The sequence below is a fragment of the Metallibacterium sp. genome (assembly GCF_054637675.1).
Genome location: NZ_JBTSRB010000007.1, coordinates 1 through 25,397 on the forward strand (window position 1 = coordinate 1; position 25,397 = coordinate 25,397).

Here is a 25,397-nt window from a genome sequence, read left to right on the forward strand (position 1 = left end):
GGCTCCTCCATCAGCACGCTCGAGTACGGATTGCCGGCGAAGGTGGTGTATTCAAAGCCGGTCACGTCGTAATGCCGGTTGAATATGTTGTCGATGTGCAACGCAAGTTTGACGTTCTTCAGCATACCCATGCCCAGATCCAGGGTGTCACGGATAGCGAAGTTCGTCACCGCGTAACCGGGGATCGTGACAGCGCTCGCCAAGCCGGAGGAGAGCTGGTTCAGGTACTGCGAACTCGCGTAGTGCAGATTCATACTCGCGCGCCAACTTCCCCGTTTCCAGCCCACACCGAGGTTGGCCAGATGCCGGGGTACGTTGGCCAAAGGCATTCCGGGATTGACCTGTGTGCCGAAATAGTTAAAGCTGGAACTGAAGTAAGCCTTGTTCAAGGACAAGTTGCCGAAAAGGCTGAAGTCGCCGTAGTCGGTGGTGTGCAGGGTTTGCTGAGCGTCGAGTTCGATACCCGAGTAAGTCGACTTGCCGCCATTGACTGTTGTTGTCAATTGGCTAACGGGGTTGGTCACGGAGATGAAGGTGTTGGTGAAGTTCTCGCGATACCCGTTCAGCGAACCCTGGAATCCGTGTGCCTCATAACGCGCCCCGACCTCGAAATCGCGCACGTATTCGGGCTTCACATTGAGCGGCACGACGACGTACTGTCCGAGGGCATTCGTCTGGCCAATGTTGCCATAGTACGCGCCGATATTCGGGAACTTCATGTTCTCGCCCCACGCGGCATACAAACTGACGTGGCGTATCGGGCGCCAGTTGATGCCCAGCGTCGGCGAGACGAAGTGCTCGGAGTCGGATACGGCGCCGGTGATGGGGTAGAAGAAGCCGATTTGATCTTCATCATAGGTCCTGGAGTACAGGTACTTCAGGCCTGGCGTGACGTGCACCTTGCCGCCGAACAGGCTGATCTGGTCCTGCACGAACGCTGATCCCAGAGTGCGCCAGTCGTTTTCCCACCAGGCATCGTTGTAGCCATTGACCAACGGCATGGGATTGGCGCCGTACCAGAATTCGGCCGAAAACAGCTTGGTATGCGAATACGCACCGCCGAACTGCACCAGATTGTGCGGCAGCTTCAACGTGAAATGCGGTATGAAGCCGGTCTGTTGGGTGCTATTCATGTAGGTGTGATAGGCCATGCCCGGATAACCCCCGAGCGCGTTAGGGGGACCGAACAGGGTGACCGGGTTGTAAGTGGGGCCGTTTGGATAACCTGGGTAACCTGGATAAAAATAATTTGGAATCCAGAATGGCGGCAGGTTCGGCGTATTGGGCAAGAAGTACGGCTGCGTCGCGCTCTGGATGAACGCCGGATTGGCATAGGAGACACGGTTGTAGACGTTGTCGCGTGCATAGAACCTGGCGTTGAACGAAAATACCTTGTTGACCTGCATCTTGTCGCCGATAATGTAGGTGCCCGAGTGATCCCTGTTGTAGCTGTTGCTGTAGTTCAGAGGCCAACCATAGCTATAGCCGAATTGCTGGAGTAGTGGCACCGGGATGGAGTGCGGGGTGAAGCCCGTGTTTTTGTTGTAGATCGCGTAGGCATAGAGCTCGCCCGCGTCATCGGCATAGGGCAGCACGCCGGAGTAATTGATATTGAGGTTGCGGTTGCCCGAGTTGGCCTGCCAACCGGCGCTGGTATTGTGATTAATGCTGATCAGGCTGCGCACGCCAGCAATGCTGCCCGTATTGGCGGTAATTCCATAGAACCAGGTGCTGAAGCTGCCACCCCCCATGGTGACCGAGGCATCCGGCTTGGGTCCGGGTTGGCGCGGTTCAAAGGCGATGGTGCCACCCAGCGAGTTGTACGCGTTCACCGCGGGGTTGTTGATGCCACGGTAAACGTTCACACTGCTGATGTTGTTGAGTGTCAACGGAATGGAGTTGCGGTCGGAGGCCGCATTGGTGGTGCCGCCATTGAACACGCCGTTGATGGGCACGCCCGCGAAGGTTTCCGAAAACTGGCCGCTGTTGAACGAGCGGAAGGTGATGTTGGTGCGCACACCATTCGGCGCGGGCGTACGTACGTTGATCGAGGGGGTGCGCTGCAGCAGGTTTTGCACGTCGAGCATCGGCGAGGCAAACCGGATCGCTGAAGGACCGATAATCGACACGCTGTAGGCCGATCTCATCGGAATGCGCGTAATCGTCAGCTCGCGGGCGATCACTTCGATCTTGGTGAGTTTCTCCACGTGCTTAGGCTTGCTGGTGCTGCCGTGCGGGGCAGGCGGGGTCTGCGCTTGTGCGCAGGCTGGCAAAAAGGCCACCGCACCGGCGCCAATCAGTGCACAGAAAATCGGTGAGAATTTGAAATTCCGCATAGGAGTTCTCCAGAAGTGTGATCAAACAGAACCCGGATCGTCCTCCAGCCTCCGGGTCCACCTGAGGCGCTATCACTTTGATACCTGATCGGCCCCCAATCTCAGAAAATTGCTCGCCAAGCGCAAGGTCGGCTCTCGGCACGGCTTGCGCACGACTTGCAGAGCATCATGGCGCGCACTGCGCACTGCGCAGGCGGCGCGGCGCACTTCAAGTCTCCACCAGCACCGTCCCTTGGGGACTGCTGAGCAAGGGCGTCGGATGGCGGCATGCGCGGCACGGGCCGTAGATCTGCGGGCCACGGCGAGGCGCTTCTCAACCGCCGCGGGCGGCGGGTCAAGCTTGCGAGCGCGCACGATCCCCCACAGGTCGGGCAGCGCAAGCCGACCGTCCAGCGCGCTTGGTACAAGCGGAGTGGTATTTGGCTTCGGTATCTGCAGCGACATAAACTCGACCCTTGGCAGAAGCCTACTTTTGACCATTTGGTCAATTATGCTGTGCTGCTTTCTACCATATAAAATGGCGCAAACTACACCCATCGCCAAAAGTATATATAACGTAAATAACAGGTAATTTTTCCGTAATATGAAAAAGCGAATGCCGCCACCTGATTACCCACTTGTCGAATCCATTGATGCGCGCGGGTCGCGTGCAACCCATTGATCGAACGAGGGTTACCCCATCGCCAAGCCTGATCAGCGACGCCGCTCAGCCGCCTGTCGCGTGATCTGAGACATGTGTAGCGCAGCCTTGGAGGCATGTTACGAGGCGGAGAGCCGTCATGGCCATGAACCCGGTGTAGTTGACCCGCCTGTGACGGTTGGAAAGCGCCTCAGCCGGGGTTGTCGATGGCGCAGTGACCCGCCTGCGGCGGTTGATGAATCGCCTCATCCAGCAGTACGGCACCGAGGCTAGGTGCTGCCGGGCGCTGTACCGGGCGCGTTGGCCGAAGAGGTTTCGCTGCCCCGAGTGCGCTGGCCGGCCCCGCGCCCAGTTGATCCGCCTGCGGCGGTTGAAAAGCGCCTCGTCGCGCAGGCCGGGTGTGCTACCAGTGCCGCGCCTATCGCCATCAGACGACGCTGACCACTACAAGACGGGCGGCTATATCACGGCGGTCGTGGCGGCGGCGATCATGCCGTGGAAGATCCTCTCGAGCACGCACGGCTACATCCTCACCTGGCTCGTCGGCTACTCGGCGCTGCTCGGGGCGGTGACGGGCATCCTGATCGTGGATTACTACCACATCCGACGGCGGGTGATTGGACAGCCGCTATTACTACTGGCGCGGCTGGAACCCCATCGCGGTGGGCGCCTTCCTGATCGGGGTTCTGCCGTGCCTGCCGGGCTTTCTGCACGCCTCGCTGCCGCGGACCTTTCCGCAACCAGGCGCCGTATTCACGCACCTGTACCGCTACGCGTGGTTCGTCGCGCTCGGCCTCTCGGCAGCGGCCTACGCCGCCGGCATGCGACTCGCCGCGCGCCGCGCACAGGTTCCGGCCGCGGAATATCTGCGGCAGCCCGGACACGCCAGATGCGGCTGAGTCCGGTGAGTTCCCCGTGCAGCCCGATGCGCGAACTGGCGCGCACCGCGCGCGGCGCACGCACGTTTCTGCGCGGCGTTTCGAGCTGCGCGGGCCGGCGCGCGGGCGGCGGCGCATACTTGACCAAATGGTCAAAAGTAGGTATGCTGCGGATCTGTCTCTGTATCTTGGGGGAGTGCAATGAGTGAGCCGCGTCGAGCGGACATTCGCCCGGGCCGTCTGTCGCCGCAGACGTATGCCGCTCACTTCGCCGATCGCGCTGCGCCGCTCACCGAGGCGCAGGCGCTGCTCGAGGCGAACCGGTGTCTGTACTGCTTCGATGCGCCGTGCATGCAAGCCTGCCCGACCCACATCGATGTTTCCTCGTTCATCCGGCGCATCGCCGAGGGCAATGCGCGCGGCGCGGCTGAGTCGATTCTCGAGTCGAATCCCCTCGGCGGCTCCTGCGCGCGGGATTGCCCCACCGAGGTGTTGTGCGAGCAGGTCTGTGTGCGCAACACCCAGCAGGGACAGCCGGTCGCCATCGGCCGGCTGCAGCGCTTCGCGGTCGATGCGCTCATGGCGAGCGCGCAGCCGCAGATCTTCACGCGCGCCCCGGCGAGTGGCCGGCGCGTGGCGGTGATCGGCGCGGGACCGGCGGGTCTGGCGTGCGCGCATGCGCTCGCCCGCGAGGGGCATGCTGTTGCGCTGTTCGATGCGAAGCCCAAGGCGGGTGGCCTCAACGAATACGGCGTCGCCGCGTACAAGGTCGCCGGCGGCTTTGCGCAGCGCGAGGTGGAGTGGCTGCTCGCGATCGGAGGCATCACGCTGCGCAGCGGCTGGCGCCTCGCGAGCGCCGCGCAGTTCGAAGCGCTGCGCCGCGAATACGATGCAGTGTTCCTTGGTGTGGGACTCGGCAATACCCAACAGTTAGGTGTCCCCGGCGAGGCGCTCGAGGGCGTCGTTGATGCGGTGGAGTTCATCGGCACGCTGCGCCAGGCACAGGATCTCGGCACGCTGCCCGTGGGGCGGCGCGTGCTCGTGATCGGCGGCGGCATGACCGCCATTGATGCGGGCGTGCAGTCGAAATTGCTCGGCGCCGAAAGCGTCACCATTGTCTACCGGCGCGGGCCGCAGCACATGCGTGCCTCGCGCCACGAGCAGGAGCTGGCGCTGACCCAGGGTGTCGGCATTCTTCACTGGCTTGCACCCGTGGAAGTGCTCGGCGAGGGCGGCAGCGCTCGTGCTGTGCGCTTCGCGCGCCAGCGGCTCGAGGGCGAGCGGCTCGTGCCGGCTGGCGAAGAGCTCGTGCTCGAGGCGGACATGGTCCTGAAGGCGATCGGGCAGCGGCTCGACGGCCGGGTGCTGGCCGAGTGCAAACTGGCGCAGCGCGACGGCCGGATCGCGGCCGACGAGTCCGGCCGCACCAGCATCGCGAACGTCTGGGCCGGCGGGGACTGCATCGCCGGGGGGCAGGATCTGACGGTCGAGGCGGTGGCCCACGGTCTGCGCGCCGCGCGCGACATCGACCGGCAACTGCGCGGCGAGCGCAGCCGCCCCGAGCAGTGATCCGGAGAATTCCATGGCCCGATTAGACATCGACTTCTGCGGCATCCGCAGCCCGAACCCGTTCTGGCTGGCCTCCGCGCCACCCACCGACAAGGCTTACAACGTCGAGCGCGCGTTCGAGGCGGGTTGGGGCGGGGTGGTGTGGAAGACCCTGGCGGAGGCCGGCCCGCCGGTGGTCAACGTGAGCGGCCCGCGCTACGGCGCGCTGCTCGCCGCGGACCGCAGTCTCATCGGCTTCAACAACATCGAGCTCATCACCGACCGGGAGCTCGAGACCAACCTTGCGGAGATCGCCGCGGTCAAGCGCCGCTGGCCGGAGCGCGCCGTGGTCGTGTCCATCATGGTGCCGTGCAGGGAGGAGTCGTGGAAGGCGATTCTGCCGCGCGTGGAGGACACCGGCTGCGACGGCATCGAGCTCAACTTCGGCTGTCCGCACGGCATGAGCGAGCGGGGCATGGGCTCGGCGGTGGGGCAGGTTCCCGAGTACATCCAGATGGTGACAGCCTGGTGCAAGCGCTACACGCGCCTGCCCGTGATCGTCAAGCTGACGCCCAATGTCACCGATATCCGCTTTCCGGCGCGCGCAGCCAAGGCCGGTGGCGCCGACGCGGTCTCCCTCATTAATACCGTCAACTCCATCATGGGCGTCGATCCGGACACCCTGCGGATGAGCCCGGAGGTCGGCGGCAGGGGAACGCACGGCGGTTATTGCGGACCTGCGGTGCGGCCGATGGCGCTGCACATGGTCGCGGAGATCGCCCGCGACCCCGAGACCGCGGGGCTTCCGGTCTCGGGGATCGGCGGCATCGGAAGTTGGCGCGATGCGCTCGAGTTCATCGCCCTCGGCGCAGGCTCCGTGCAGGTGTGCACCGCGGCGATGGTGTTCGGCTTCAAGATCGTCCAGGAAATGATCAGCGGGCTCGCGACCTACCTCGATGCGAAGGGATTGGCGAGCGTCGAGGCGCTGCGCGGCCGCGCGTTGCCGAGCGTGACGGAGTGGCGCTACCTCGACCTCAATCGCGTCTCCAAGGCCGTGATCAATCAGGATCTGTGCATTCAATGCGGGCGGTGTCACATTGCCTGCGAGGACACCGCGCACCAGGCGATCACGGCGCAGCGCGACGGACGGCGCCACTTCGAGGTGAAGGAAGAGGAGTGCGTGGGCTGCAACTTGTGTGTCAACGTCTGTCCGGTGCCGGGGTGCATCACGCTGCGCGAGCTTGCGCCGGGGGAAATCGACCGGCGCACGGGCCAGGCGGTGAGCGGTGCCGCGCTCGAATGGACACAACATCCGAACAATCCGCTGCGGAGCGGCGCCTGATGGCCGCCGCGAGGCCGGATCCGCAACCGCGCCGCGCCGCGACCCGGTCGCGCGCGAAGCGGGCCGACGCCGTGGCGACGCTGCGCGAGGCCGCTGGCCCGCGCAGCGCAGAGAAGGGCGGCGCGCAGCCGTGGCGCAAGCGCGTGGCCCACGAGACCGCCATCATCCAGGCCGCCGAACGTGTGTTCGCGGGTGCCGGCTTCGGCGGGGCGACCATGGCCGAGATCGCCAAGGCGGTCGGGCTCCCCAAGCCCAACCTGCACTATTATTTCGGAAGCAAGAAGGCGTTGTACCGCGCGGTGCTCGAGCGGACGCTGCACGAGTGGCTGGAGCCGGCGGACTGCATCGTCGCCACCGCCGAGCCGCGCGAGGCGCTTGAGCGGTATATCCGCGAGAAGATGCGCCTGTCCTTCGCGCGCCCGTACGCCTCGCGGGTGTGGGCCAACGAACTGCTGCACGGCGCGCCCGAGCTGCGCACGACGCTGGTGCGCACGCTGCGTCCGTTGATGCGCCGCAAGGTCGCGGTGATCGATCAGTGGATTGCCGAGGGGCGCATGGCGCCGGTCGACAGCAGCCACCTCTTCTTCACGATCTGGGCGGCGACCCAGACGTACGCGGACTTCGAAGTGCAGATCTGCGCCGTGCTCGGCTGCGCGAGCCTCGACCGCGCGGCGCAGGCGAGGGCTACGCAGCACGTCATGTCGCTCATCCTGCGCGGCTGCGGATTGTCATGAGGCCGCGCGCGATGCGGCTTTGCGACTGAGTTTGCAGAGTTTGTAAACTGAACGCGTCGACGATTCTGTCATGTTGTGAGCATGTTGGTGTCTGGAGCATCTGGAGTACAAGCGATGGCAAATCCCCGAGCAACTCTTCGCGAGAGCGCGCCGTCCGCGGACGCCGCACGGCTTGAAGCGCACTGGATGCCGTTCACGGCGAACCGGCAGTTCAAGGCCGCGCCGCGCCTGTTCGCTGAGGCCACGGGCGCGTATTACACCGACATGCACGGGCGCAAGATTTTCGACGGCCTCTCGGGGCTGTGGTGCACGGGTCTCGGTCACGCGCGCCAGGAGATCGTCGAGGCGGTGAGCCGTCAGATCGCGAGGCTCGATTACGCCCCGGCGTTCCAGTTCGGACACCCGCTGTCGTTCGATCTCGCCAACCGGATCGTCGCGCACATGCCCGCGGGCCTCGATCACGTGATGTTTTGCGGCGGGTCGGGCTCGGATGCCGTGGACACCTCTTTGAAGATTGCCCGCGCGTATTGGCGCGTCAGGGGGCAGGGGGGCAAGACGCGCCTCATCGGGCGCATGCAGGGCTACCACGGCGTCAATTTCGGCGGCATTTCGGTGGGCGGCATAGTGGCCAACCGCAAGCTCTTCGGTCAGGGCGTCGAATCGGATCACCTCCCGGACCTGCAGCCCCCGGCCGGCTCTTTCTTCCGCGGTGAACCACCCGCGGGGGGCGCCGAGCTCGCCGACTCGCTCCTCAGCCTGATCAGGCTGCATGACGCCTCGACCATCGCCGCGGTAATTGTCGAGCCGTTCTCCGGGTCCGCGGGCGTCATCGTGCCCCCACGCGGCTATCTGGCGCGGCTGCGCGAGATCTGCACCGAGCACAATATTCTGCTGATCTTCGATGAGGTGATCACCGGTTTCGGGCGCTGCGGCGCCTGGACGGGCGCGGAGGCCTTCGGCGTCACGCCGGATCTGATGACCTTCGCCAAACAGAGCACCAACGGCACCCAGCCCCTGAGCGGCGTCGTGGTGAAGAAGGAAATCTACGATACTTTCATGAAAGCAGGCGGTCAGGAATACCTGCTCGAGCTGCCGCACGGCTACACCTACTCGGCGCACCCTGTGGCCTGCGCGGCCGGCATCGCCACGATCGATCTGCTGGAGCGCGACCACGTGCCGGAGCGGGTGCACAAGCTCGCGCCGTACTTCGAGAACGCAGTGCACGGGTTGCGCGGCGCCCGGCATGTCCTGGACATCCGCAACTATGGACTGGCCGCGGGGTTCACCCTGGAGGCCATGCCCGGCGAGCCGGCGCGGCGCCCGTTCGAGGTCGCGATGGCGATGTTCGAGAAGGGCTTCTACGTACGCTACGGCGGTGCCACGATCCAACTGGCGCCGCCGTTCATCAGTACCACGGCTGAACTCGACCATCTGGTCGATGCTTTAGGCGAAACGCTCAACCACACTGGCTGAAACCATGTCATCGACACTCTCACTCAAACCGGCCGCCGCGCACGCCGCGGGGCACACGGTGGACCACCTCATCGCGGGCCGGCGCGTCGCCGGCGGCAGCCGCACGGCGCCGGTCTATGACCCTGCGAGCGGCGAGGTGGCCCGGCAGGTTCTCTTGGCGGACACGAACACCGTGGCAACGGCCATCAGCGCCGCCCGGGAGGCATTCCCGGCGTGGCGCGCGACCGCGCCGGCAAAGCGCGCGCGCGTGTTGGCCCGGCTGCAGAACCTGCTCGAGGAGAGCAAGGACACCGTGTGCGCGCTGGTGACGGCCGAGCAGGGCAAATCCCTCGCCGATAGCCTGGGCGAGCTGCAGCGGGGCATCGAGAACGTCGAGTTCGCGACGTACGTGCCGCAGCTGCTCAAGGGCGAGCACAGCCGCGGCGTCGGCCCGGGCATCGACACGTGGAGCGAGTTCCAGCCGCTCGGGGTGTGCGCCGGCATCACGCCGTTCAATTTCCCCGCCATGGTGCCGCTGTGGATGTGGCCCATGGCGGTCGCCTGCGGCAACACCTTCGTCCTCAAGCCCTCCGAGCGGGATCCGAGCGCGGCGCTCTACGTGGCTGAACTCGCGCACAAGGCGGGTCTGCCCGCGGGCGTGCTCAACGTGGTGAACGGGGACAAGGAGGCGGTCGATGCGCTGCTCGCGGACCCGCGGGTGCAGGCGGTGAGTTTTGTCGGCTCGACGCCGATCGCCGAGTACGTCTATGCGCGCGGCTGCGCACAGGGCAAGCGCGTGCAGGCCCTCGGCGGCGCCAAGAATCACGCGGTGGTCATGCCGGATGCGGACCTGCCGGGGACCGTGCGCTCGCTCATCGGTGCCGCATTCGGCACCTGCGGCGAGCGCTGCATGGCGATCTCCGTCGCGGTGGCGGTCGGGGATGAGACCGCCAGCGCGCTCGTGGCGGGGCTGAAGACCGAGATGGCGCGGATCAAGACCTGCGCGGGCACCGACAGCCACTGCGACATGGGGCCGCTCGTCACCCGGGAGCAGCTGGAGAAGGTTCGCGGCTACATCGAGCGGGGCGTGGCCGAGGGCGCGGAACTGGTGGTGGACGGGCGCACGCTCGCGGTGCCCGACCGTCCGCACGGCTTTTTCCTGGGCCCGTGCCTGTTCGATCACGTCGAGCCCGGCATGGTGATCTACCGGGAAGAGATCTTCGGACCGGTGCTGTGCGTGGTGCGCGTCCCGACCCTCGGTGATGCGATGGCGCTGATCGACGCCCATCCCTACGGCAACGGCACCTGCATCTTCACTCGCGACGGGGAGATGGCGCGGCATTTCACCGACGCGATCCAGGTCGGCATGGTCGGTGTCAACGTGCCGCTGCCGGTGCCCGTGGCCTACCATTCCTTCGGCGGCTGGAAGCGCTCGCTGTTCGGTGACCTGCACGCGTATGGTCCGGACGCGGTGCGCTTCTACACCCGGCGAAAAACGATCACGCAACGCTGGCCGTCGGCCGGCAGCCGTGAGGGGACCGCGTTCAGTTTCCCGTCGAATCATTGAGTGCGGCCACAGACCATGACTTTGACGGCGGGGTGCGAGCGGCGCAGAGCCGGCCGGCGGCTCGTCATTGACGTGTTGATGTTGTGCGGAGGTGGGCTGCGATGGGCGCATTACTGATTCGGGGTGCAACGGTGGTCAACGCCGATTACGCCCGGCGTGCCGATGTGTTGTGTGCGGAGGGGCTCATCACCGCGGTGGGGGCGAACCTCGAGGCGCCGGCGGGCGCCGAGGTGCTGGACGCCGGCGGCCTGCTCGCCATGCCGGGCGGCATCGATCCGCACACGCACATGCAACTGCCCTTCATGGGCACGGTGGCGGTCGATGACTTCTACAGCGGCACGGCCGCGGGGCTTGCCGGTGGAACGACCAGCATCATCGATTTCGTCATTCCCGACCCGAAGGAGCCGCTGCTCGTCGCCTACCAGAAATGGCGCGGCTGGGCGGAGAAGGCCGCCGCCGATTACGGCTTTCACGTGGCCGTCACGTGGTGGTCCGAGCAGGTGCACGCCGACATGGGCACGCTGGTGCGGCAGGAGGGCGTGAACAGCTTCAAGCATTTCATGGCGTACAAGAACGCCATCATGGCGGATGACGAGACGCTGGTGAACAGTTTCTCGCGCGCGCTCGAGCTCGGGGCGATGCCGACCGTGCACGCCGAGAACGGCGAGCTGGTCTTCCAGCTGCAGAAGCAAATCTTCGAACGGGGCATCCGCGGTCCGGAGGGCCATCCGTTATCCCGTCCGCCGGCCGTGGAAGGCGAGGCGGCGCAGCGTGCAATCGCTATCGCCAACGTGCTCAATGTGCCGCTCTACGTCGTGCACGTGTCGTGCGCGGAGTCCGCCGAAGCGATCGCGCGCGCGCGCGCGCGCGGCCAGCGGGTCTTCGGCGAGGCCCTGGCCGGGCATCTGGTGATCGATGAGAGCGTGTATCGCAACCCGGACATTGCGGCAGCGGCGGCCCACGTGATGAGCCCGCCGTTTCGGGACAAGCGCAACCAGGATGTGCTGTGGGACGCGCTGCAGTCCGGGAGTCTGCAGACCACGGCGACCGACCACTGCGTGTTCTGCGCGGAGCAGAAGGCGGCCGGTCTGCAGGACTTCCGCAAGATCCCTAACGGCTGCGGCGGTATCGAGGAGCGGATGATGGTGCTGTGGGAGACGGGCGTGAACACCGGGCGGCTGACACCCGGGGAGTTCGTCGCGGTCACCTCGACGAACGCGGCGAGGATCTTCAATCTGTATCCGCGCAAGGGGGTCGTCGCCCCCGGAGCCGACGCCGATCTGGTTCTCTGGGATCCAAACGCGACGCGCACGCTGTCCGTGAAGACGCAGCATTCGCGCGTCGACTACAACGTATTCGAGGGCCGCAGCGTGACGGGCGTGCCGATGTACACCGTGAGCCATGGCAAGGTTGTCTATGCGCGCGGGGAGCTGCGCGCCGAGCGCGGCGCTGGGCGGTATTTGAAGCGTCCGCCCTTCGGCCCGGTATTTGCCGCGCTCGACCGCAAGGCGAAGCTGGCGAAGCCGACTGCCGTGATGCGCTGAAGGCTGCGCTGACGAGAGTCGCCGGGGAGCTTCGTTCCGGGCGGCGGATGAGGTTGCGAAGGCATAATCACTCCGGGAGATGAACAATGGCAAAGCTGCGTGGTGGTCTGATACAGATGGCGCTGAAGGCGGATACTGCCGAATCGCCGGCGAGGATCCGCGAAGCCATGCTGGCAGCACACCGCCCGCTCATCGAGCAGGCGGGCGAGCGTGGTGTTCAGGTGCTTTGCTTCCAGGAGGTCTTCACTCAGCCCTATTTCTGTCCCAGCCAGGACGTCAAGTGGTACGCCGCCGCCGAGTCCATACCGGGGCCGACCACCGAGGAGATGCAGGCCTACGCGAAGAAGTACGGGATGGTGATCGTGGTGCCGATCTACGAGGCTGATCCCGTGGCCGGCGTCTATTACAACACGGCGGCGGTAATCGACGCCGACGGCAGTTATCTCGGCAAGTACCGCAAGACCCACATCCCGCAGGTGGCGGGCTTCTGGGAGAAGTTCTTCTTCAAGCCGGGCGCCTCGGACTGGCCGGTGTTCAAGACGCGCTACTGCAAACTCGGCGTGTACATCTGCTACGACCGCCACTTCCCCGAGGGCTGGCGCGCGCTGGCGCTGAACGGCGCGGAGTACATCGTCAATCCGTCGGCGACGGTCGCGGGTCTGTCCGAATACCTGTGGAAGCTCGAGCAGCCGGCATCGGCGGCCGCCAACGGCTGTTGGATCGGTGCGATCAACCGCGTCGGCCGGGAGAAGCCATGGGACATCGGCGAATTCTACGGCCAGAGCTACTTCGTCAATCCCCGTGGCCAGATCGAGGCGATCGCGAGCCGCGACAAGGACGAGCTGCTGGTGCACGAGATGGACATGGACATGGTGGCCGAGATACGCAACCGCTGGCAGTTCTTTCGTGACCGCAGATCCGAGCTGTATAGCCGCCTGACCGCTTTAGATTAGAGAAAATTTATATATTGCCACCCCCAGGAGATCGAGTGATTTCGGCGCGTGCTGGGTAAGCAGGTTGGGCTGCAGTCTTGTATCCGGCCTGTGGTGCAGGCCGAACAGCTTCGGACGCGGTTGGCATGTCCATCACCACGCTATCGCTGTGCATCGCCTCTACGCATGGCCGTTGCCGGCCTTGGTGATGCCCCTGACGGCGGTTACTGGAGGAGCTGTATTCGCGGGCTGGGCGTCATGCCGAGCCAGGCCATCAACTGGCAGGGGCGCTCTCAAAGCGCCCGAGGTCGCGATTTAGGCGCGGATACCCAGCGCGGCGGTGAACTGCCCTCCGCAAGACTTGGAGTGCCAACCGCGCAAGACCGGACCCACCCCGCAATCTATCCCACGCCCAGCAGCGCCTCGATCTCTTCCCTCCGCGGCATCGACGGCGCGGTCCCTGCGCGCGTCACCGAGATTCCCGCCGTCGCGCACCCAAACCGCGCTGCCTCTAGCACCGGCCGCCCCGCGCTCAGCGCCGCCGCGAACCCTCCGCAAAACGCATCGCCCGCACCGGTCGTCTCCACCACCGCTCCTGCATTGAACGCCCCCACCAGCAACGCCTTCGTCGCGCCCTCCGCGCACACCAGCGCACCCCGCGCTCCCAGCGTCACAATCACGCACCGAGCCCCCCGCCGCCGCAGCGCCCAGGCCGCGCTCTCCGCCTGCGCCACACTTTCCACCGGCTGCCCTGTCAGCAGTGCGGCCTCGCTCTCATTCGGAATCAGAAAATCCACCAGCCTCAACATCTCATCGCCCAGCGCCTGCGCCGGCGCCGGATTCAAGATCGTCAGCACGCCCGCCGCACGCGCCAGCCGCAGCCCGCGCTCCACCGTCCCCAGCGGCAATTCCAACTGCGTCAGCAACACCCCCGCCGACCGAATTGCCTCACCCGCAGCGTCCACATCCGCCGCCGTCAGCGTAAAGCACGCCCCCGGCACCACAATAATTGCGTTCTCCCCGCGCGCCTCATCGATCAAAATCGCCGCCGCACCCGTCGCCACATCGCAGCTCCCCACCAGCGACGCATCGATCCCATCCGCCGCCCACGTCTCGCGCGCCAGCCTTCCAAACGCATCATCGCCCAGCCGCGAGATCATCTGCACCGACGCGCCCGCGCGCGCCGCCGCCACCGCCTGGTTCGACCCCTTGCCTCCCGGCCCCAGCGCAAAGCCGCTGCCCATCAGCGTTTCGCCCCACGCCGGCAGACGTGCCGCACGAAACGCCACATCGGCCACATAGCTCCCCAGCACCACGATCTTCTTTCCCATTCGGTCCATTTCTCTCGTCCAAACTACCCAGCATAAGCGCGTGCAATCAGCACCAGCGCCATCAGATACGAAACAAACATCGCTGCAAGATACCCCTTCGCGCGCGCATTCGCTCCACGAAATTCCTTCCAAACAAACACCCCCCACAAACACGCCACCATCGGCGACGCCTGCCCGATCGCATATGAGATCGCCACACCCACCAGGCTCGCGGCCACAAAATTAAACACCGTTCCAAGCCCCCAGATCGCTCCGCCCAGCAGGCCCAGCGCATGATATCGAGCCGGCGCGCGAAAGTAGTCCCCTGCCGCCACCGGGCTGCCGACAATCGGCCTCCGCATCAACATCGTGTTGAAAAAGAAGCAGCACACGAACGCGCCAAACGTCAGGAAGACCGCGGTCGTATACGGTGTCAGCGTGTGCCCATGGGTCATTGCGCGCGTCACAAACGGCGCAAAGACCCCCATCAACAATCCCGACACCACGCACACCACCACGCCCTTCCGCGACACCGCCTTCGCGCCCGAGCGCAGCGCCCCATACGCTTTTCCCACCAGCACCACGGCCACCAGGGCCATCAGCACGCCCAGCCCCAGCAGCGTCGCATTACCGCGCGGTTGTACCGCATAGCTCAGCACCACGCCTTCCACCAACGCAATTCCAATCGAGATCGGAAACGCCACGGCCAGCCCGACGATCTCAATCCCCGCGATCAGCAGCACATTCGCAATATTGAATATGAATCCGCCCAGTGCCGCATACAGCAGATTCACATCATCGGCCGAGTGCACATTCGCAAGAAATGCCTTTGGCCCACCCGCATAGCTGCCCATCGTGAACGCCAGCACCAGCGCGATCAAAAAAATTCCCAGCGCATAGTCCCAGTAGTACAGCTCGAACCGATAGTTTCGCGTGCCCTTGAACGTATTCGCGAACGAGCCCCAGCAGATCGTGCTCAGAATCGTCATCAGCAGCGCGACAGCAAAGGTAGAGGGAACAAACATCGATAGCCTCCGGTGCAGCATGGCCCGCAAGCCGCAGCCATTCACGGCAGGCGGTCATTATGCCGCATGCGAAAGGAATTAGTGTAGCGAACAACATCGCGAACAGCGCGACTCGCACTGCGCCGTGGATGAGAGTGAACTCAGCAGAGTGCATCCTACACCGTGCCGGTCTCGCGTCGAACCTCAACGAGGAGGAGAAACCTCAGGCCCTGACCTCATCCACTCGCGTGCGCCTGTTGCTGCAGACGCCCCATTGTCGCCAACAGCCGCAGGTTATGCGTGAAGTTAATGCCGATACGGGTGTGGGTAGAGGCGGACATCCCGTGCTTGCATTGCTTTATTGTCGCAACGCGGCTTAAAATCATATAAAGCGGTGGGACATTCGTATTCGGATCCAATCGGAATACGCCTCGATTTCCCGTTCCCATACTTGCGGATGGTTTCGCATGGTTCGTTTCTCTTGGTGGTCCTGGTGCCGTCTTGCCGGCGGCGTGGTTTTTCTTCTGGTCTGCGGTCCGGCGGTTTCTGCCACCCCCAGGGTTCGCCATGCGCAGAGCGGCGTTCCGGAGATCGCTGTTGATAAGGTCTTGCACGGTCGGTTGGCCGATCTGCCGGCAATCACCCATGTCATCGCCACCGGGCGCCGGATCAGTCCGGTCGGGCTACTCGCAGGAACCCCCAACTTCGCTACCGCCGTGGTGGTCGATCAGGGGATGGTTGATGTCCTCGCCGACGGAGCGACTCGCATTCAGACGGTGACAAGCTATGACGCACGTGACCTGCACAGGCTGGCCCAGGTGCAGGGGTTCAAAGGCAGGGTGGCTGCGAAAGCCACTGAAGTCGCGGTAGACGTAACCCGGATTGGACGGCAGAACTTCTTCCAGGGCCTGGCGGCGGGCGCAGACGGACGCCTGTACGCAGCGGGCGGCAGTAGCGACGTGCTCGTTGCCCTGCAGCCAGCCTCCAACAGTATGCAGGTGCTTCGGCGCTATTGGCTCGCCTTCCATCCGTTTCCTAAAACGCAGTATCCATACCGGTACCAGGGCTCGCGGGGTCGCGCCTATCGCTTCTACCCGGATGGCGTGACGATCGGCCGCGACGACCGGCATGCTTACGTCACCGGTCTACTCAGTAATACCGTGGCCCGAATCGATCTGAAGACCGGTGCAATCCAGTATGCGAATGCGGGATCTTATCCCTTTGCCCCGGTGCTTACCGATCATGGTCGTCTGCTGGTAGTCAGTGATTGGGGTGGCTGCGGAGCCACCGTGCTGGATGCGCGCAATCTCAAGCCGCTGGGCCGGGTTTGCCTCGGTCCGACTACCGGCCCGGACAATCCGGACCCGGGCATCCACCCGACCGCGCTGGTTGCCTTACCGGACAGCTCGCGGGTGGTGTTTACGGCTTCCAATCTCGATGAGGCCGTGGAGGTCGATGCGCGCACCCGGAAAATCGTGCGCACCTTTGATGACGAGCCTTGGGCCGGCGCGCCGCCGGGCAGCTATCCCGATGCGCTGGCCGTGCATGCCGGAAGACTCTACGTCGCCAACGCTGGTAACGATGACATTGCCGTGTTCGATCTGCACAGCAGTCGGCAACTCGGTCTGATCCCCACCGCCTGGTATCCGACCAGTCTGGCGGCTGGTCCCGATGCGCTTTACGTCACCGCCGCCAAGGGTCTCGGCAGCGGACCCAATCTCAGGCACCAGTGGGTGGGCAACATGATGCACGGAGTGCTGCAACGGTTGAGCTATGCGCGCATCGACCGCGACCTGCCGCGCCTGACCACCGTGGCCTTGGCCGATAACGGCTTCGACAAGGCTCACCGCATCGCGCTGGCTCGCGACAACCGCACGACGACGGCGTATCTGCGCAAGCACATCCATTACGTGGTCTTCATCCTGCGGGAGAACAAGACTTTCGATGAGGATCTTGGCGACTTTGCGTCGGCAGGCCACTGGGCTGATCGCAAACTGGCCCTTTACGGACCGCGCGAATTGCCCAACCTGTTCTCGTGGGCACGGCACGACGCGCTGTTCGACAATTTCTATGCCGACGGTGAAGTCACCGCCCAAGCCCACCAGTGGGTCACCGCTGCTTCGGATTCCGATTTCGTCCAGCGCACCTGGCCGCAGTACTACTCCAATCGCGGATTGTTGCCCAACCCCGGCTGGACGCAGTCGCTGGTGCCTACCTCGCTGAGTACCGGTACTGGCGGCATCCCTGGAGGCAAGGCCAACCCCTACGCGATCTACACCGACCTGTCGGTTCTGGGCAAGTGGACCAATCCGTGGATCGCCTATCCCGAGCGGCTCTATCTATTCAACGACCTGCTTCGTCACGGGGTCAGCTTTGAGGACTTTGGCGAATTTGTCTCGCGTACCGAGGATGGCGCCATTTCCACTGCGATGCAGGCGCATCTGGCGGTCGCTTTCCCAGGTTGGGACCGGATGATTCTCGATACGCAGCGGGCCCGGGTTGCCATCGACTGGATGCGTCAGCATACGGGCAAGTTGCCACACTTTCTCTACATCTGGCTGCCTGACGACCATACCGCTGGACGCAGTCCCTGCTACTACACGCCGGACTACTACGTCGCCAACAACGACCTGGCCACTGCTCGCATCATTCACTACCTGAGCACCACGCCGCAGTGGAAACACATGCTGGTCCTCGTTACCGAGGACGATGCCCAATCCGGCGCCGATCATATCAATGCCCATCGGACCTTCGCGGTCGCGCTCGGCCCCTGGGTGCGTCAAACCCAGGTCACCACGCGCTACTCGCAGGTGAATCTGATCCGCACCGTGGAGGCAGTCCTCGGCCTGCCACCGATGTCACAGTGGGATAGCAATGCCGCAGTGATCCGCGGAATCTGGCGACGGCATCCGGATGATGCGTCCGTGCCGGTGCATGCGCAGCAGGTGCCGCTTGCGTTCAATCGCGGGGCCTGTCCGGACGGCAAGTTGTTGCGTCGCATAGCGGGTGCCAGCGGGCAGCCCCTCAGCGCTGCTTGGCTGCGGGCGCACCTGCGCGGCGATTCCGCGCTACCCGCCGTGACGCAGCATTACACACCCACCAGCTTGCTGAAGATTGCCGGACCTGAGCAAATGCGGCAGGAATGGACGGCCAGCAAAGGCTATCAGAGCTACATGCGGACCATGCGCTATCTGAGGGCGTACGCAAGCCAACATCATGCACCACTGGATTATTTCCTGGCCAATGATGACGACTAGCAGATTGTCGAGAAACTCCGCGAGTGCGCTGTGGTCATAGATGACACAGGTCGTAGAGGCGCGGGATCGATGCGCGGTGTGGCCGTGCATATGAGTCGGTGGAAGATCAGGTTCCGCGCGATCATCCGATTCGCGAGTTGCGTGTGCTGGTGGACACGATCCAAGCGAATTTGAGTGGCGTGCTGACTGCGCGGTATGTGGTGGGGTGGGGCCAGAGCGGCGGCTGCGCGCAGCGCTGCTGCAAGTGGTCTACATCTATGGAATACGCTGCCTTGCCTGATGCCTCGTGCCCCCAGAGAGCTCTATGCCCGTGTCAAGGGCCATCGCGGCGGGCTGCGAAGCGTCGCAAGAAAAGCCGAATCGATATGAATTAGCCGCAACAAAATGGGGGCTTTTCCATAGTCCGCTAGTTCAAACTTTTAGTGTGCCAGACTGTTTTAATTTCAGTGAAAGCCAGGATTCTTTCAAGAGAGCGCGACACAACGTCGTTGCCAGCTTCGGGCGGCACAACCCGCTTGAGCGTCTCAGCAGCTGAAGCTTGCAGGTCTGCCCAGTTCAGATCGCCGGCTCCAATCAGATAAATAGCATTTATGTCTGCGTGAGATGCAAGCCAAGGTGAAATCTCCGCGGGATTACCGGACAAAATATTGACTGCACCTTTAGGGATGTCACTCGTAGCCAATACTTCACTTAAACTCAGTGCGGGTAATGGATGTGGCTGGCTGGCAATGACAACCACGGTATTTCCGGAAACCAACACTGGCGCGACAGCGCTGGCGAATCCAAGCAGAGAGGGTCGCTTGGGAGCAATGACCGACACGACACCAGTAGGCTCAGTCACTGACAGATTGAAATAGGGGCCGGTTACCGGGTTCGTGTTTCCAGCTACTTGCGCGTACTTGTCAGCCCATCCTGCATACCACACCCAAGTATCGATAGTCTCGTTTACCTGCAATGCAGCATTCGCTCTGCCTCCTCCCTCGGCTTGAAGAATCTCCGCAATAAACTGCTCGCGCCTGCCCTCCATGATTTCTGCGATACGATATAACACCTGTCCCCGGTTATAGGCACTCGCACCTGACCAGGAAGAAAAAGCGGATCTTGCGGCGACAACTGCATCACGCGCGTCTTTTCGCGATGCCATCGCCACGTTTGCCACGAATACGTGGTTTTTGTCGAACACCTGATAGGTTCGACCAGATTCACTGCGCGCAAATGCTCCATTGATATAAAGTTTGTAAGTCTTTGGAATCATCATATGGCTCATTTCACACCACCCGCTTCGTCTTGCGTGATCGCCGAATTGCTTTCACAGGAGAGACACTCGTGGGCACTCGCTTGTCGGAGCGCTTAAAAGTGGCTGGCGCGCCTGATTTCAGGTAAGCCAGCAACCCATGTCGACCGCCCTCGCGGCCGTAACCAGATTCCTTGTATCCCCCGAACGGGCTGGACGGATCAAAACGGTTGAACGTGTTTGCCCAAACCACTCCTGCCCTCAACTCATCGGCAACAGCCAGGATTCTGCTGCCCTTGTCCGTCCAAATTCCGGCTGACAGACCATAAGGCGTGTTGTTCGCTTTAGTAATGGCCTCTGCTGGAGTGCGGAAAGTCAAGACAGAAAGCACTGGACCAAAGATTTCATCACGGGCGACGCTATGGCTGGTTGAGACATTCGTAAAGATTGTCGGTGGAAACCAGAAACCTTTTGCTGGCATTACGCAATCAGCACTCCAACGCGTTGCACCTTCGACTTCACCGGCCGCGGACAGCGCCTTGATCCGTTCTAGCTGCTCAGACGAATTTATCGCCCCGATGTCCGTGTTCTTATCAAGTGGATCGCCCAAGCGTAATGTCGACAACCGATTTTTAAGGCGTTCGATCAAGTCATCATGGATACTTTCCTGCACGATCAATCGACTACCGGCGCAACATACGTGCCCCTGATTGAAGAAAATACCATTAACAATGCCTTCGACCGCCTGATCGATCGGAGCGTCTTCAAAGACAATATTGGCGCCTTTACCCCCCAGTTCCAAAGTCAGTTTCTTGTGTGTGCCAGAGACGGCACGCGCAATTTCCCGACCAACAGCTGTAGAACCGGTAAAAGCTACTTTATTGATATCCGGGTGATTGACCAACAGGCGCCCTGTCTCTCCAGCACCGGTGATAATATTCACAACGCCTGGCGGCATATCCGCTTGCTCCATGATTTCTGCGAATAAGAGAGCGGTCAGCGGTGTTGTCTCCGCCGGCTTAAGAACGACAGTGTTTCCAGCGGCAAGTGCAGGAGCAATTTTCCATGCTAACATCAACAGCGGGAAATTCCATGGAATCACTTGCGCCGCGACGCCAAGTGGCTGCGGGTCTGCGCCGAGTCCAGCGTAATCGAGCTTATCCGCCCATCCGGCGTAGTAGAAAAACCATGCCGCTACCAGCGGAATATCGACGTCACGACTCTCCTTGATAGGCTTTCCGTTATCCCAACTCTCAGCTACTGCTAATTCACGAGATCGTTCCTGAATTAGTCGCGCGATGCGAAACAGATATTTTCCTCGAACAGCGCCACTCAACCTGGACCAGATATGTTCATATGAGCGACGGGCCGCTGAAACAGCTACGTCCACATCCTGCTCATTCGCGCACGAGATAGTCGCGATGGGATCTTCGGTTGACGGAGAGATCGTTTGAAAGGGCTTGCCATGGCCACTGATGAACTTTCCGTCGATGAACAATCCGTACTCAGGCTTCAGCTTAAGGATGGCCTTGGACTCGGGGGCTGGGGCATATTCAAGAAACGTCATGGTTGTGTGCCTTAATCGATTGTTACGTAGTTGGAACCGGAGTAATGGCCAGTCTTCATCTTCTGTCGTTGAAGTAGCACGTCATTCAGCAAACTTGAAGCGCCAAAGCGGAATAGGTTTGGCTGTAACCATTCTTCGCCCACCGTCTCGGCAACTGTCACTAGGTAGCGGATTGCCTCCTTTGAATTTCGTATGCCGCCCGCAGGCTTTACTCCAATTCGCTCACCAGTCAACTTATACCAGTCCCGCACTACTTCCAGCATTAGCAATGTCATAGGTAAAGTTGCCGCCGGCGATACTTTTCCTGTTGAGGTTTTAATGAAATCTGCGCCCGCCAGTATGGCCAGCCAGGATGCCTCGCGAACATTGTCATAAGTGTTCAATTCGCCCGTTTCTAAAATAACCTTGAGGCATGCATGAGTACTATCAGGGCGACGACAGGCAACTTTGATCGAAGCGATCTGATCAAAAACCTGATCAAAATGGCCCGATAAAAATGCGCCGCGGTCAATGACCATGTCGATTTCGTCGGCTCCTGCGGCGATGGCCTCAGTAGTGTCTACGATCTTAGCGTTCAGGGATGCCCTACCACTAGGAAACGCAGTTGCGACCGCTGCAATCTTGATGCTATTACCATCGCGCATTTTATTAAAGTATTTTAACGAATCAACCGCATATGGGACCATATCTCCATAGACGCATACTGCCGCCACATGGGGCGTGCTGGGATCACTGGGATCTGGTCGAATTGCTTTGGCCGCAAGTGATCGAATCTTACCTGGTGTATCTGCGCCTTCAAGTGTAGTCAGGTCAATAAGCTCAATGATCTTGTCGAGCGATTTCAGCTTTGATGTTGACTTGATCGAACGAGTCGACAATGCAGCAGCACGCTGTTCCAATCCGACGGCATCCACCTTTGGAATACCTGACAGATAACGCTTCAGGTTTGCAGCACTGGGATTGCCGCCAAGTATCAAGTTAAATCGAGGCGCCAAGGCAGTGCCTTGTTTCGGAGTCACAACATTAATTTCTTTTGAGCTCATTTAAATATCCGATAAATCTAACAAAGGTACCTGGTTGGCCGCGAACCTCAGCCGCCGGACGAGTAATTTGCGACGGCTCCGGTAGGCGATGAGCCATTTCAGAGAACGAAGGTGGGTGTCGCGGCGATGAATCTTGTGCAGTTTCAGCGGTGTCTGTTGACCGATGCTCGAGTTCATGCAGCAGTATGGCACCGAAGCCAAGTGCTACCGCACTTTGTGCCGGGCGCGCTGGCCGCATGGGTTCCGCCGCCCGGCCGTCGGCGATTGCCGACGCTCGCGCTTCCACCCCAGCCGACAGATCTACGACCCACGGAAATCCCCAAGGGCCAGCGACGGCTTGTTCCGCTTTCGTTGCTTTGCCGCCGCCGGGCACGTGCACACGACCCACAGAAGTCCCCAACGTACGGTGCTGGAAACTGCAGGCGGACGTGCCGCCTGCGAAGTGCGCGGTGCGCGCTGGGTCAACATCCTGCTGGACAACGACCAACGGAAGTCCCCAAGAGACATCAAATGCGCGATCAGCGGCGGCGACCAGACGATCCGGCAGGGCAACGTACGATCGCGGGGAGTCCCTTTTCGGGAACTGATTAGCGCTGATCTTCGGCAACGTCGCGGGATTTGAGACGGGCGCAGGCCAAGCTGGGCCACCGTTTCCGCCGAGGTTGCCGCTATGACTGCAAACAGCAAAAACCGCAAGGGCATGAACCGCATCCAATTCCAGCCAGGATTGTCGCTGACCGAGTTCCTCGCCGCCTACGACCAACGGAAGTCCCCAAGGGACGGCACCGAGGCGGCGTGTTCGCGCGCACTGCGCCGCGCGCGCTGGCCATCGGACTTCGTTTGCACCGACTGCGGGCATGCCCATGCCAGCCGCTTGCGCTTTGACCAAACCTACTGGCAGTGCAGTGCTTGCCACGCACAGACCCGTCTGCGCGGCGGCACGCTCTTCGCCAGCAGCAAGCTGCCGCTGACCACGTGGTTCCTCGCCCTGTCCCTCAGGGACTTCCGTTGGTCGTACCTGTTGACGCACAGCAAGAACGGCCTCTCGGCGCTGTCGCTCAAACGCCACCTCGGGGTGTGCTATCGCACGGCCTGGCGCATCAAGCACGACCAACGGAAGTCCCCAAGGGACAAGCTGATGCAGGCAATGGCCGATCGTGAGATCGGGCGCCAGCTCGAAGGCTTCGTGCAGATCGACGACGCTTACCTTGGCGGCAAACTGCCCGGCGGCAAGCCGGGGCGCGGCTCGGAAAACAAGCGGCCGTTCCTGATCGCGGTGGAGACCGATGCCGAGGGCTATCCCGGCCACGCGGTGATCGAACCCGTGCCAACCTTCGACAAGAAGGCGATCGAGGCGTGGGGCCAAACGCACTTGGTTCCTGGTGCCGAGGTTTACAGCGATGGCCTCGGCGCGTTTCGCGCCGTCGTCGACCTCGATCACGCGCACACCGTCATCGTTGCCAGCACGCGCAAGGCCATCTGCGAGGACGAAGGCGCACGCTGGGTCAACATCGTGCTGGGCAATCTCAAGCGCTCGCTGGATGGCACTCATCATGCGTTCCACTTCTTCAAGTACGCCGACCGCTACCTTGGCGAAGCAGCCTGGCGCTTCAATCGCCGCTTTCATCTGAAAGCGCTTATTCCGCGCCTGCTGGTCGCCGCTGCGCGCTGCAAACCACGCTCCGAGCACGCCCTGCGCGCCGTGCCGGTGTTCTCGCCATGCTGAAGATCAGCGCTAATCAGTTTTCTGGATGCGCGGCGCTATCCGGCGGAAGCCGCGTATCGTTTCAACCATCGATGTCGCCTGCGCGTGATGGTGCCACGACGGGCGCGCCATGATGCTCTGCAAACCATGCCGAGAGCCGACCTTGCGCTTGGCGAGCAATTTTCATGGCTGAGATTCGCGGCTGATCAAGAGCGGATAAGCATGCAAGATTCGAGGCAACATAGCACATGAGCGCAGCAAAGAACGGCCTGTTGGCGCAGTTCCTCGCACGCACCTTTGGCACACGCAGTATAATGACTTGTCCTGATTCAGGTACTCTCGTCGACTTTGCCATGGAGATCGCCATGAACACGGGAAAGACACGGTTCGCGCAGCTGACGGGCGTTCTGACGCAGCCGGCGACATTGGGCTGGAACGTGGCTCGCTACGGAGCAACAAAGGGCTACGTGCGCTGAGCTGCGCGGAGCAGTTTCGGGTCTTGGCCTGTGCCCAATTGACCAACCGGGAGAGCCTGCGCGATATCAAAATCTGTCTATAGGCCGAGGTCGCTAAACGCTACTCGACATGACATATCGCGAATCAGGTTTCTTTATTAACGAATGATGTAAGGAATAAAAAATGAAAAACCGTAAAAATTTATCAGCCGCAGATAAGGAATTAATGGATTGCGCGCTTTCCGCATTAAAAAATGCATATGCCCCATATTCACACTTTGCAGTTGGTGCGGCTGTAAGGACAGCAACAAATCGGATCTATCTTGGCGCCAACCTAGAAAACGCTTCTTATGGCTTGGGAATTTGCGCTGAAGTGGCTGCAATATGCGCAGCCAATACGGCGGGCGACTTCAACATTATTGAGATAGCCGTTATCGGTCAAAGTCTCTCGCCCGAAAACCTCAATATGGATTCTATTGTCATGCCTTGCGGGCGATGCCGGCAAATTATTCTCGAAGCAGGCCAAGTCTCGGGTGGCGGCGTTAAAGTAATTGCAAGTAACGCATCGTTGACAATGATAAGCAAAACTGATATTGAAAAACTTCTTCCATATGGTTTTGGCCCGCGCAATTTGATGCGCTTGGATAAGTAAAACCAAACCCGGTTAGCCTCGAACCTCAGCAAACAACGGCAGGAAGCCGCGCCAGTACGCGCTCTGATGGACCTGATTCGCGTCGAAGTTCAGCAGCTAAAAGTCCCCTCTCCCGCCGGGAGAGGAGTTGGGGTGAGGGCTTCAGTGCAGAGCAATCGTCACCACGAATTCGGCAACGCCATGCCCCGTCCCGGTTG

The 25,397-nt window shown here is 62.0% G+C and carries 17 protein-coding genes and 3 pseudogenes; 14 read left to right on the forward strand and 6 right to left on the reverse strand.

The annotated features are described in order from the left end of the window. Positions 1-2,336 (reverse strand): TonB-dependent receptor (locus ACYDAT_RS03865; protein WP_461448512.1); only part of this gene is annotated, 2,336 nt, incomplete at its 3' end. 875 nt (positions 2,337-3,211) lie between these two features. On the opposite strand from ACYDAT_RS03865, the pseudogene ACYDAT_RS03870 reads away from it, so the two are divergent. The 9 genes and pseudogenes from ACYDAT_RS03870 to ACYDAT_RS03910 all read left to right on the forward strand — a co-directional run. After that, positions 3,212-3,580, forward strand: a pseudogene (locus tag ACYDAT_RS03870) (transposase); the annotation flags it as partial. Between the two features lie 13 nt (positions 3,581-3,593). Next, positions 3,594-3,875: a cytosine permease gene (locus ACYDAT_RS03875; RefSeq protein WP_461448514.1), complete on the forward strand. Its 282-nt coding sequence runs from the start codon at positions 3,594-3,596 to the stop codon at positions 3,873-3,875. Positions 3,876-4,055: 180 nt separating this feature from the next. Then, positions 4,056-5,423, forward strand: coding sequence for an NAD(P)-dependent oxidoreductase (locus ACYDAT_RS03880; protein ID WP_461448516.1), 1,368 nt, complete (start codon positions 4,056-4,058; stop codon positions 5,421-5,423). A gap of 13 nt (positions 5,424-5,436) precedes the next feature. After that, on the forward strand, positions 5,437-6,744 hold the full coding sequence (preA, locus tag ACYDAT_RS03885) for an NAD-dependent dihydropyrimidine dehydrogenase subunit PreA (protein ID WP_461448518.1): 1,308 nt from the start codon (positions 5,437-5,439) through the stop codon (positions 6,742-6,744). Further along, positions 6,744-7,478, forward strand: coding sequence for a TetR family transcriptional regulator C-terminal domain-containing protein (locus ACYDAT_RS03890; RefSeq protein ID WP_461448520.1), 735 nt, complete (start codon positions 6,744-6,746; stop codon positions 7,476-7,478). Before preA ends, ACYDAT_RS03890 begins: the two co-directional genes overlap by 1 nt. A gap of 114 nt (positions 7,479-7,592) precedes the next feature. Further along, entirely contained in the window at positions 7,593-8,951 is a 1,359-nt protein-coding gene (gene aptA, locus ACYDAT_RS03895; RefSeq protein WP_461448522.1) for an omega-aminotransferase AptA, read from the forward strand. 4 nt (positions 8,952-8,955) lie between these two features. After that, the gene (locus ACYDAT_RS03900) at positions 8,956-10,497 is read left to right on the forward strand and encodes a CoA-acylating methylmalonate-semialdehyde dehydrogenase (RefSeq protein ID WP_461448524.1); all 1,542 of its coding nucleotides are present in this window, start codon (positions 8,956-8,958) and stop codon (positions 10,495-10,497) included. 101 nt (positions 10,498-10,598) lie between these two features. Further along, on the forward strand, positions 10,599-12,041 hold the full coding sequence (gene hydA / locus ACYDAT_RS03905; RefSeq protein ID WP_461448526.1) for a dihydropyrimidinase: 1,443 nt from the start codon (positions 10,599-10,601) through the stop codon (positions 12,039-12,041). An 86-nt stretch (positions 12,042-12,127) separates the two neighbouring features. Then, on the forward strand, positions 12,128-12,994 hold the full coding sequence (locus ACYDAT_RS03910; protein ID WP_461440560.1) for a nitrilase-related carbon-nitrogen hydrolase: 867 nt from the start codon (positions 12,128-12,130) through the stop codon (positions 12,992-12,994). A gap of 380 nt (positions 12,995-13,374) precedes the next feature. Here the strand turns inward: ACYDAT_RS03910 and rbsK are convergent, their stop codons facing one another. Continuing rightward, positions 13,375-14,304 (reverse strand): ribokinase, encoded by a 930-nt coding sequence (rbsK, locus tag ACYDAT_RS03915; protein ID WP_461448528.1) that lies wholly within the window; start codon positions 14,302-14,304, stop codon positions 13,375-13,377. 23 nt (positions 14,305-14,327) lie between these two features. Next, entirely contained in the window at positions 14,328-15,308 is a 981-nt protein-coding gene (locus ACYDAT_RS03920; protein WP_461448530.1) for a GRP family sugar transporter, read from the reverse strand. Positions 15,309-15,754: 446 nt separating this feature from the next. Between ACYDAT_RS03920 and ACYDAT_RS03925 the strand changes: the two genes are divergently transcribed. Further along, the gene (locus tag ACYDAT_RS03925; protein ID WP_461448532.1) at positions 15,755-18,544 is read left to right on the forward strand and encodes a bifunctional YncE family protein/alkaline phosphatase family protein; all 2,790 of its coding nucleotides are present in this window, start codon (positions 15,755-15,757) and stop codon (positions 18,542-18,544) included. Positions 18,545-18,950: 406 nt separating this feature from the next. Here the strand turns inward: ACYDAT_RS03925 and ACYDAT_RS03930 are convergent, their stop codons facing one another. From ACYDAT_RS03930 to deoC, 3 genes are read right to left on the reverse strand one after another with little or no spacing between them, the layout of a single operon-like run. Continuing rightward, a complete protein-coding gene (locus tag ACYDAT_RS03930) occupies positions 18,951-19,811 on the reverse strand; it encodes an aldehyde dehydrogenase family protein (protein ID WP_461448534.1) in 861 nt (286 codons plus the stop codon). Between the two features lies 1 nt (position 19,812). After that, a complete protein-coding gene (locus ACYDAT_RS03935; protein ID WP_461448536.1) occupies positions 19,813-21,345 on the reverse strand; it encodes an aldehyde dehydrogenase family protein in 1,533 nt (510 codons plus the stop codon). Between the two features lie 11 nt (positions 21,346-21,356). Beyond that, on the reverse strand, positions 21,357-22,388 hold the full coding sequence (deoC, locus tag ACYDAT_RS03940) for a deoxyribose-phosphate aldolase (RefSeq protein ID WP_461448538.1): 1,032 nt from the start codon (positions 22,386-22,388) through the stop codon (positions 21,357-21,359). A gap of 163 nt (positions 22,389-22,551) precedes the next feature. Here deoC and ACYDAT_RS03945 point away from each other — a divergent pair. From ACYDAT_RS03945 to ACYDAT_RS03960, 4 genes and pseudogenes are all read left to right on the forward strand, one after another. After that, positions 22,552-22,641: pseudogene (locus tag ACYDAT_RS03945) on the forward strand (IS1595 family transposase); the annotation flags it as partial. A gap of 417 nt (positions 22,642-23,058) precedes the next feature. Continuing rightward, positions 23,059-24,114 (forward strand): IS1595 family transposase, encoded by a 1,056-nt coding sequence (locus tag ACYDAT_RS03950; RefSeq protein ID WP_461448540.1) that lies wholly within the window; start codon positions 23,059-23,061, stop codon positions 24,112-24,114. 344 nt (positions 24,115-24,458) lie between these two features. Further along, a pseudogene (locus ACYDAT_RS03955) lies at positions 24,459-24,649 on the forward strand (DUF4372 domain-containing protein); the annotation flags it as partial. An 83-nt stretch (positions 24,650-24,732) separates the two neighbouring features. Beyond that, positions 24,733-25,200, forward strand: coding sequence for a cytidine deaminase (locus ACYDAT_RS03960; protein ID WP_461439483.1), 468 nt, complete (start codon positions 24,733-24,735; stop codon positions 25,198-25,200). Positions 25,201-25,397: the final 197 nt, after the last annotated feature.

What these genes read in the sequence shown, in the direction of transcription:
- ACYDAT_RS03880 (WP_461448516.1), top strand. Translation starts at nt 4,056, where the DNA reads ATGAGTGAGCCGCGTCGAGCGGACATTCGCCCGGGCCGTCTGTCGCCG.
- preA (WP_461448518.1), top strand. Translation starts at nt 5,437, where the DNA reads ATGGCCCGATTAGACATCGACTTCTGCGGCATCCGCAGCCCGAACCCG.
- ACYDAT_RS03890 (WP_461448520.1), top strand. Translation starts at nt 6,744, where the DNA reads ATGGCCGCCGCGAGGCCGGATCCGCAACCGCGCCGCGCCGCGACCCGG.
- aptA (WP_461448522.1), top strand. Translation starts at nt 7,593, where the DNA reads ATGGCAAATCCCCGAGCAACTCTTCGCGAGAGCGCGCCGTCCGCGGAC.
- ACYDAT_RS03900 (WP_461448524.1), top strand. Translation starts at nt 8,956, where the DNA reads ATGTCATCGACACTCTCACTCAAACCGGCCGCCGCGCACGCCGCGGGG.
- hydA (WP_461448526.1), top strand. Translation starts at nt 10,599, where the DNA reads ATGGGCGCATTACTGATTCGGGGTGCAACGGTGGTCAACGCCGATTAC.
- ACYDAT_RS03910 (WP_461440560.1), top strand. Translation starts at nt 12,128, where the DNA reads ATGGCAAAGCTGCGTGGTGGTCTGATACAGATGGCGCTGAAGGCGGAT.
- rbsK (WP_461448528.1), bottom strand. Translation starts at nt 14,304, where the DNA reads ATGGGAAAGAAGATCGTGGTGCTGGGGAGCTATGTGGCCGATGTGGCG.
- ACYDAT_RS03920 (WP_461448530.1), bottom strand. Translation starts at nt 15,308, where the DNA reads ATGTTTGTTCCCTCTACCTTTGCTGTCGCGCTGCTGATGACGATTCTG.
- ACYDAT_RS03925 (WP_461448532.1), top strand. Translation starts at nt 15,755, where the DNA reads ATGGTTCGTTTCTCTTGGTGGTCCTGGTGCCGTCTTGCCGGCGGCGTG.
- ACYDAT_RS03930 (WP_461448534.1), bottom strand. Translation starts at nt 19,811, where the DNA reads ATGAGCCATATGATGATTCCAAAGACTTACAAACTTTATATCAATGGA.
- ACYDAT_RS03935 (WP_461448536.1), bottom strand. Translation starts at nt 21,345, where the DNA reads ATGACGTTTCTTGAATATGCCCCAGCCCCCGAGTCCAAGGCCATCCTT.
- deoC (WP_461448538.1), bottom strand. Translation starts at nt 22,388, where the DNA reads ATGAGCTCAAAAGAAATTAATGTTGTGACTCCGAAACAAGGCACTGCC.
- ACYDAT_RS03950 (WP_461448540.1), top strand. Translation starts at nt 23,059, where the DNA reads ATGACTGCAAACAGCAAAAACCGCAAGGGCATGAACCGCATCCAATTC.
- ACYDAT_RS03960 (WP_461439483.1), top strand. Translation starts at nt 24,733, where the DNA reads ATGAAAAACCGTAAAAATTTATCAGCCGCAGATAAGGAATTAATGGAT.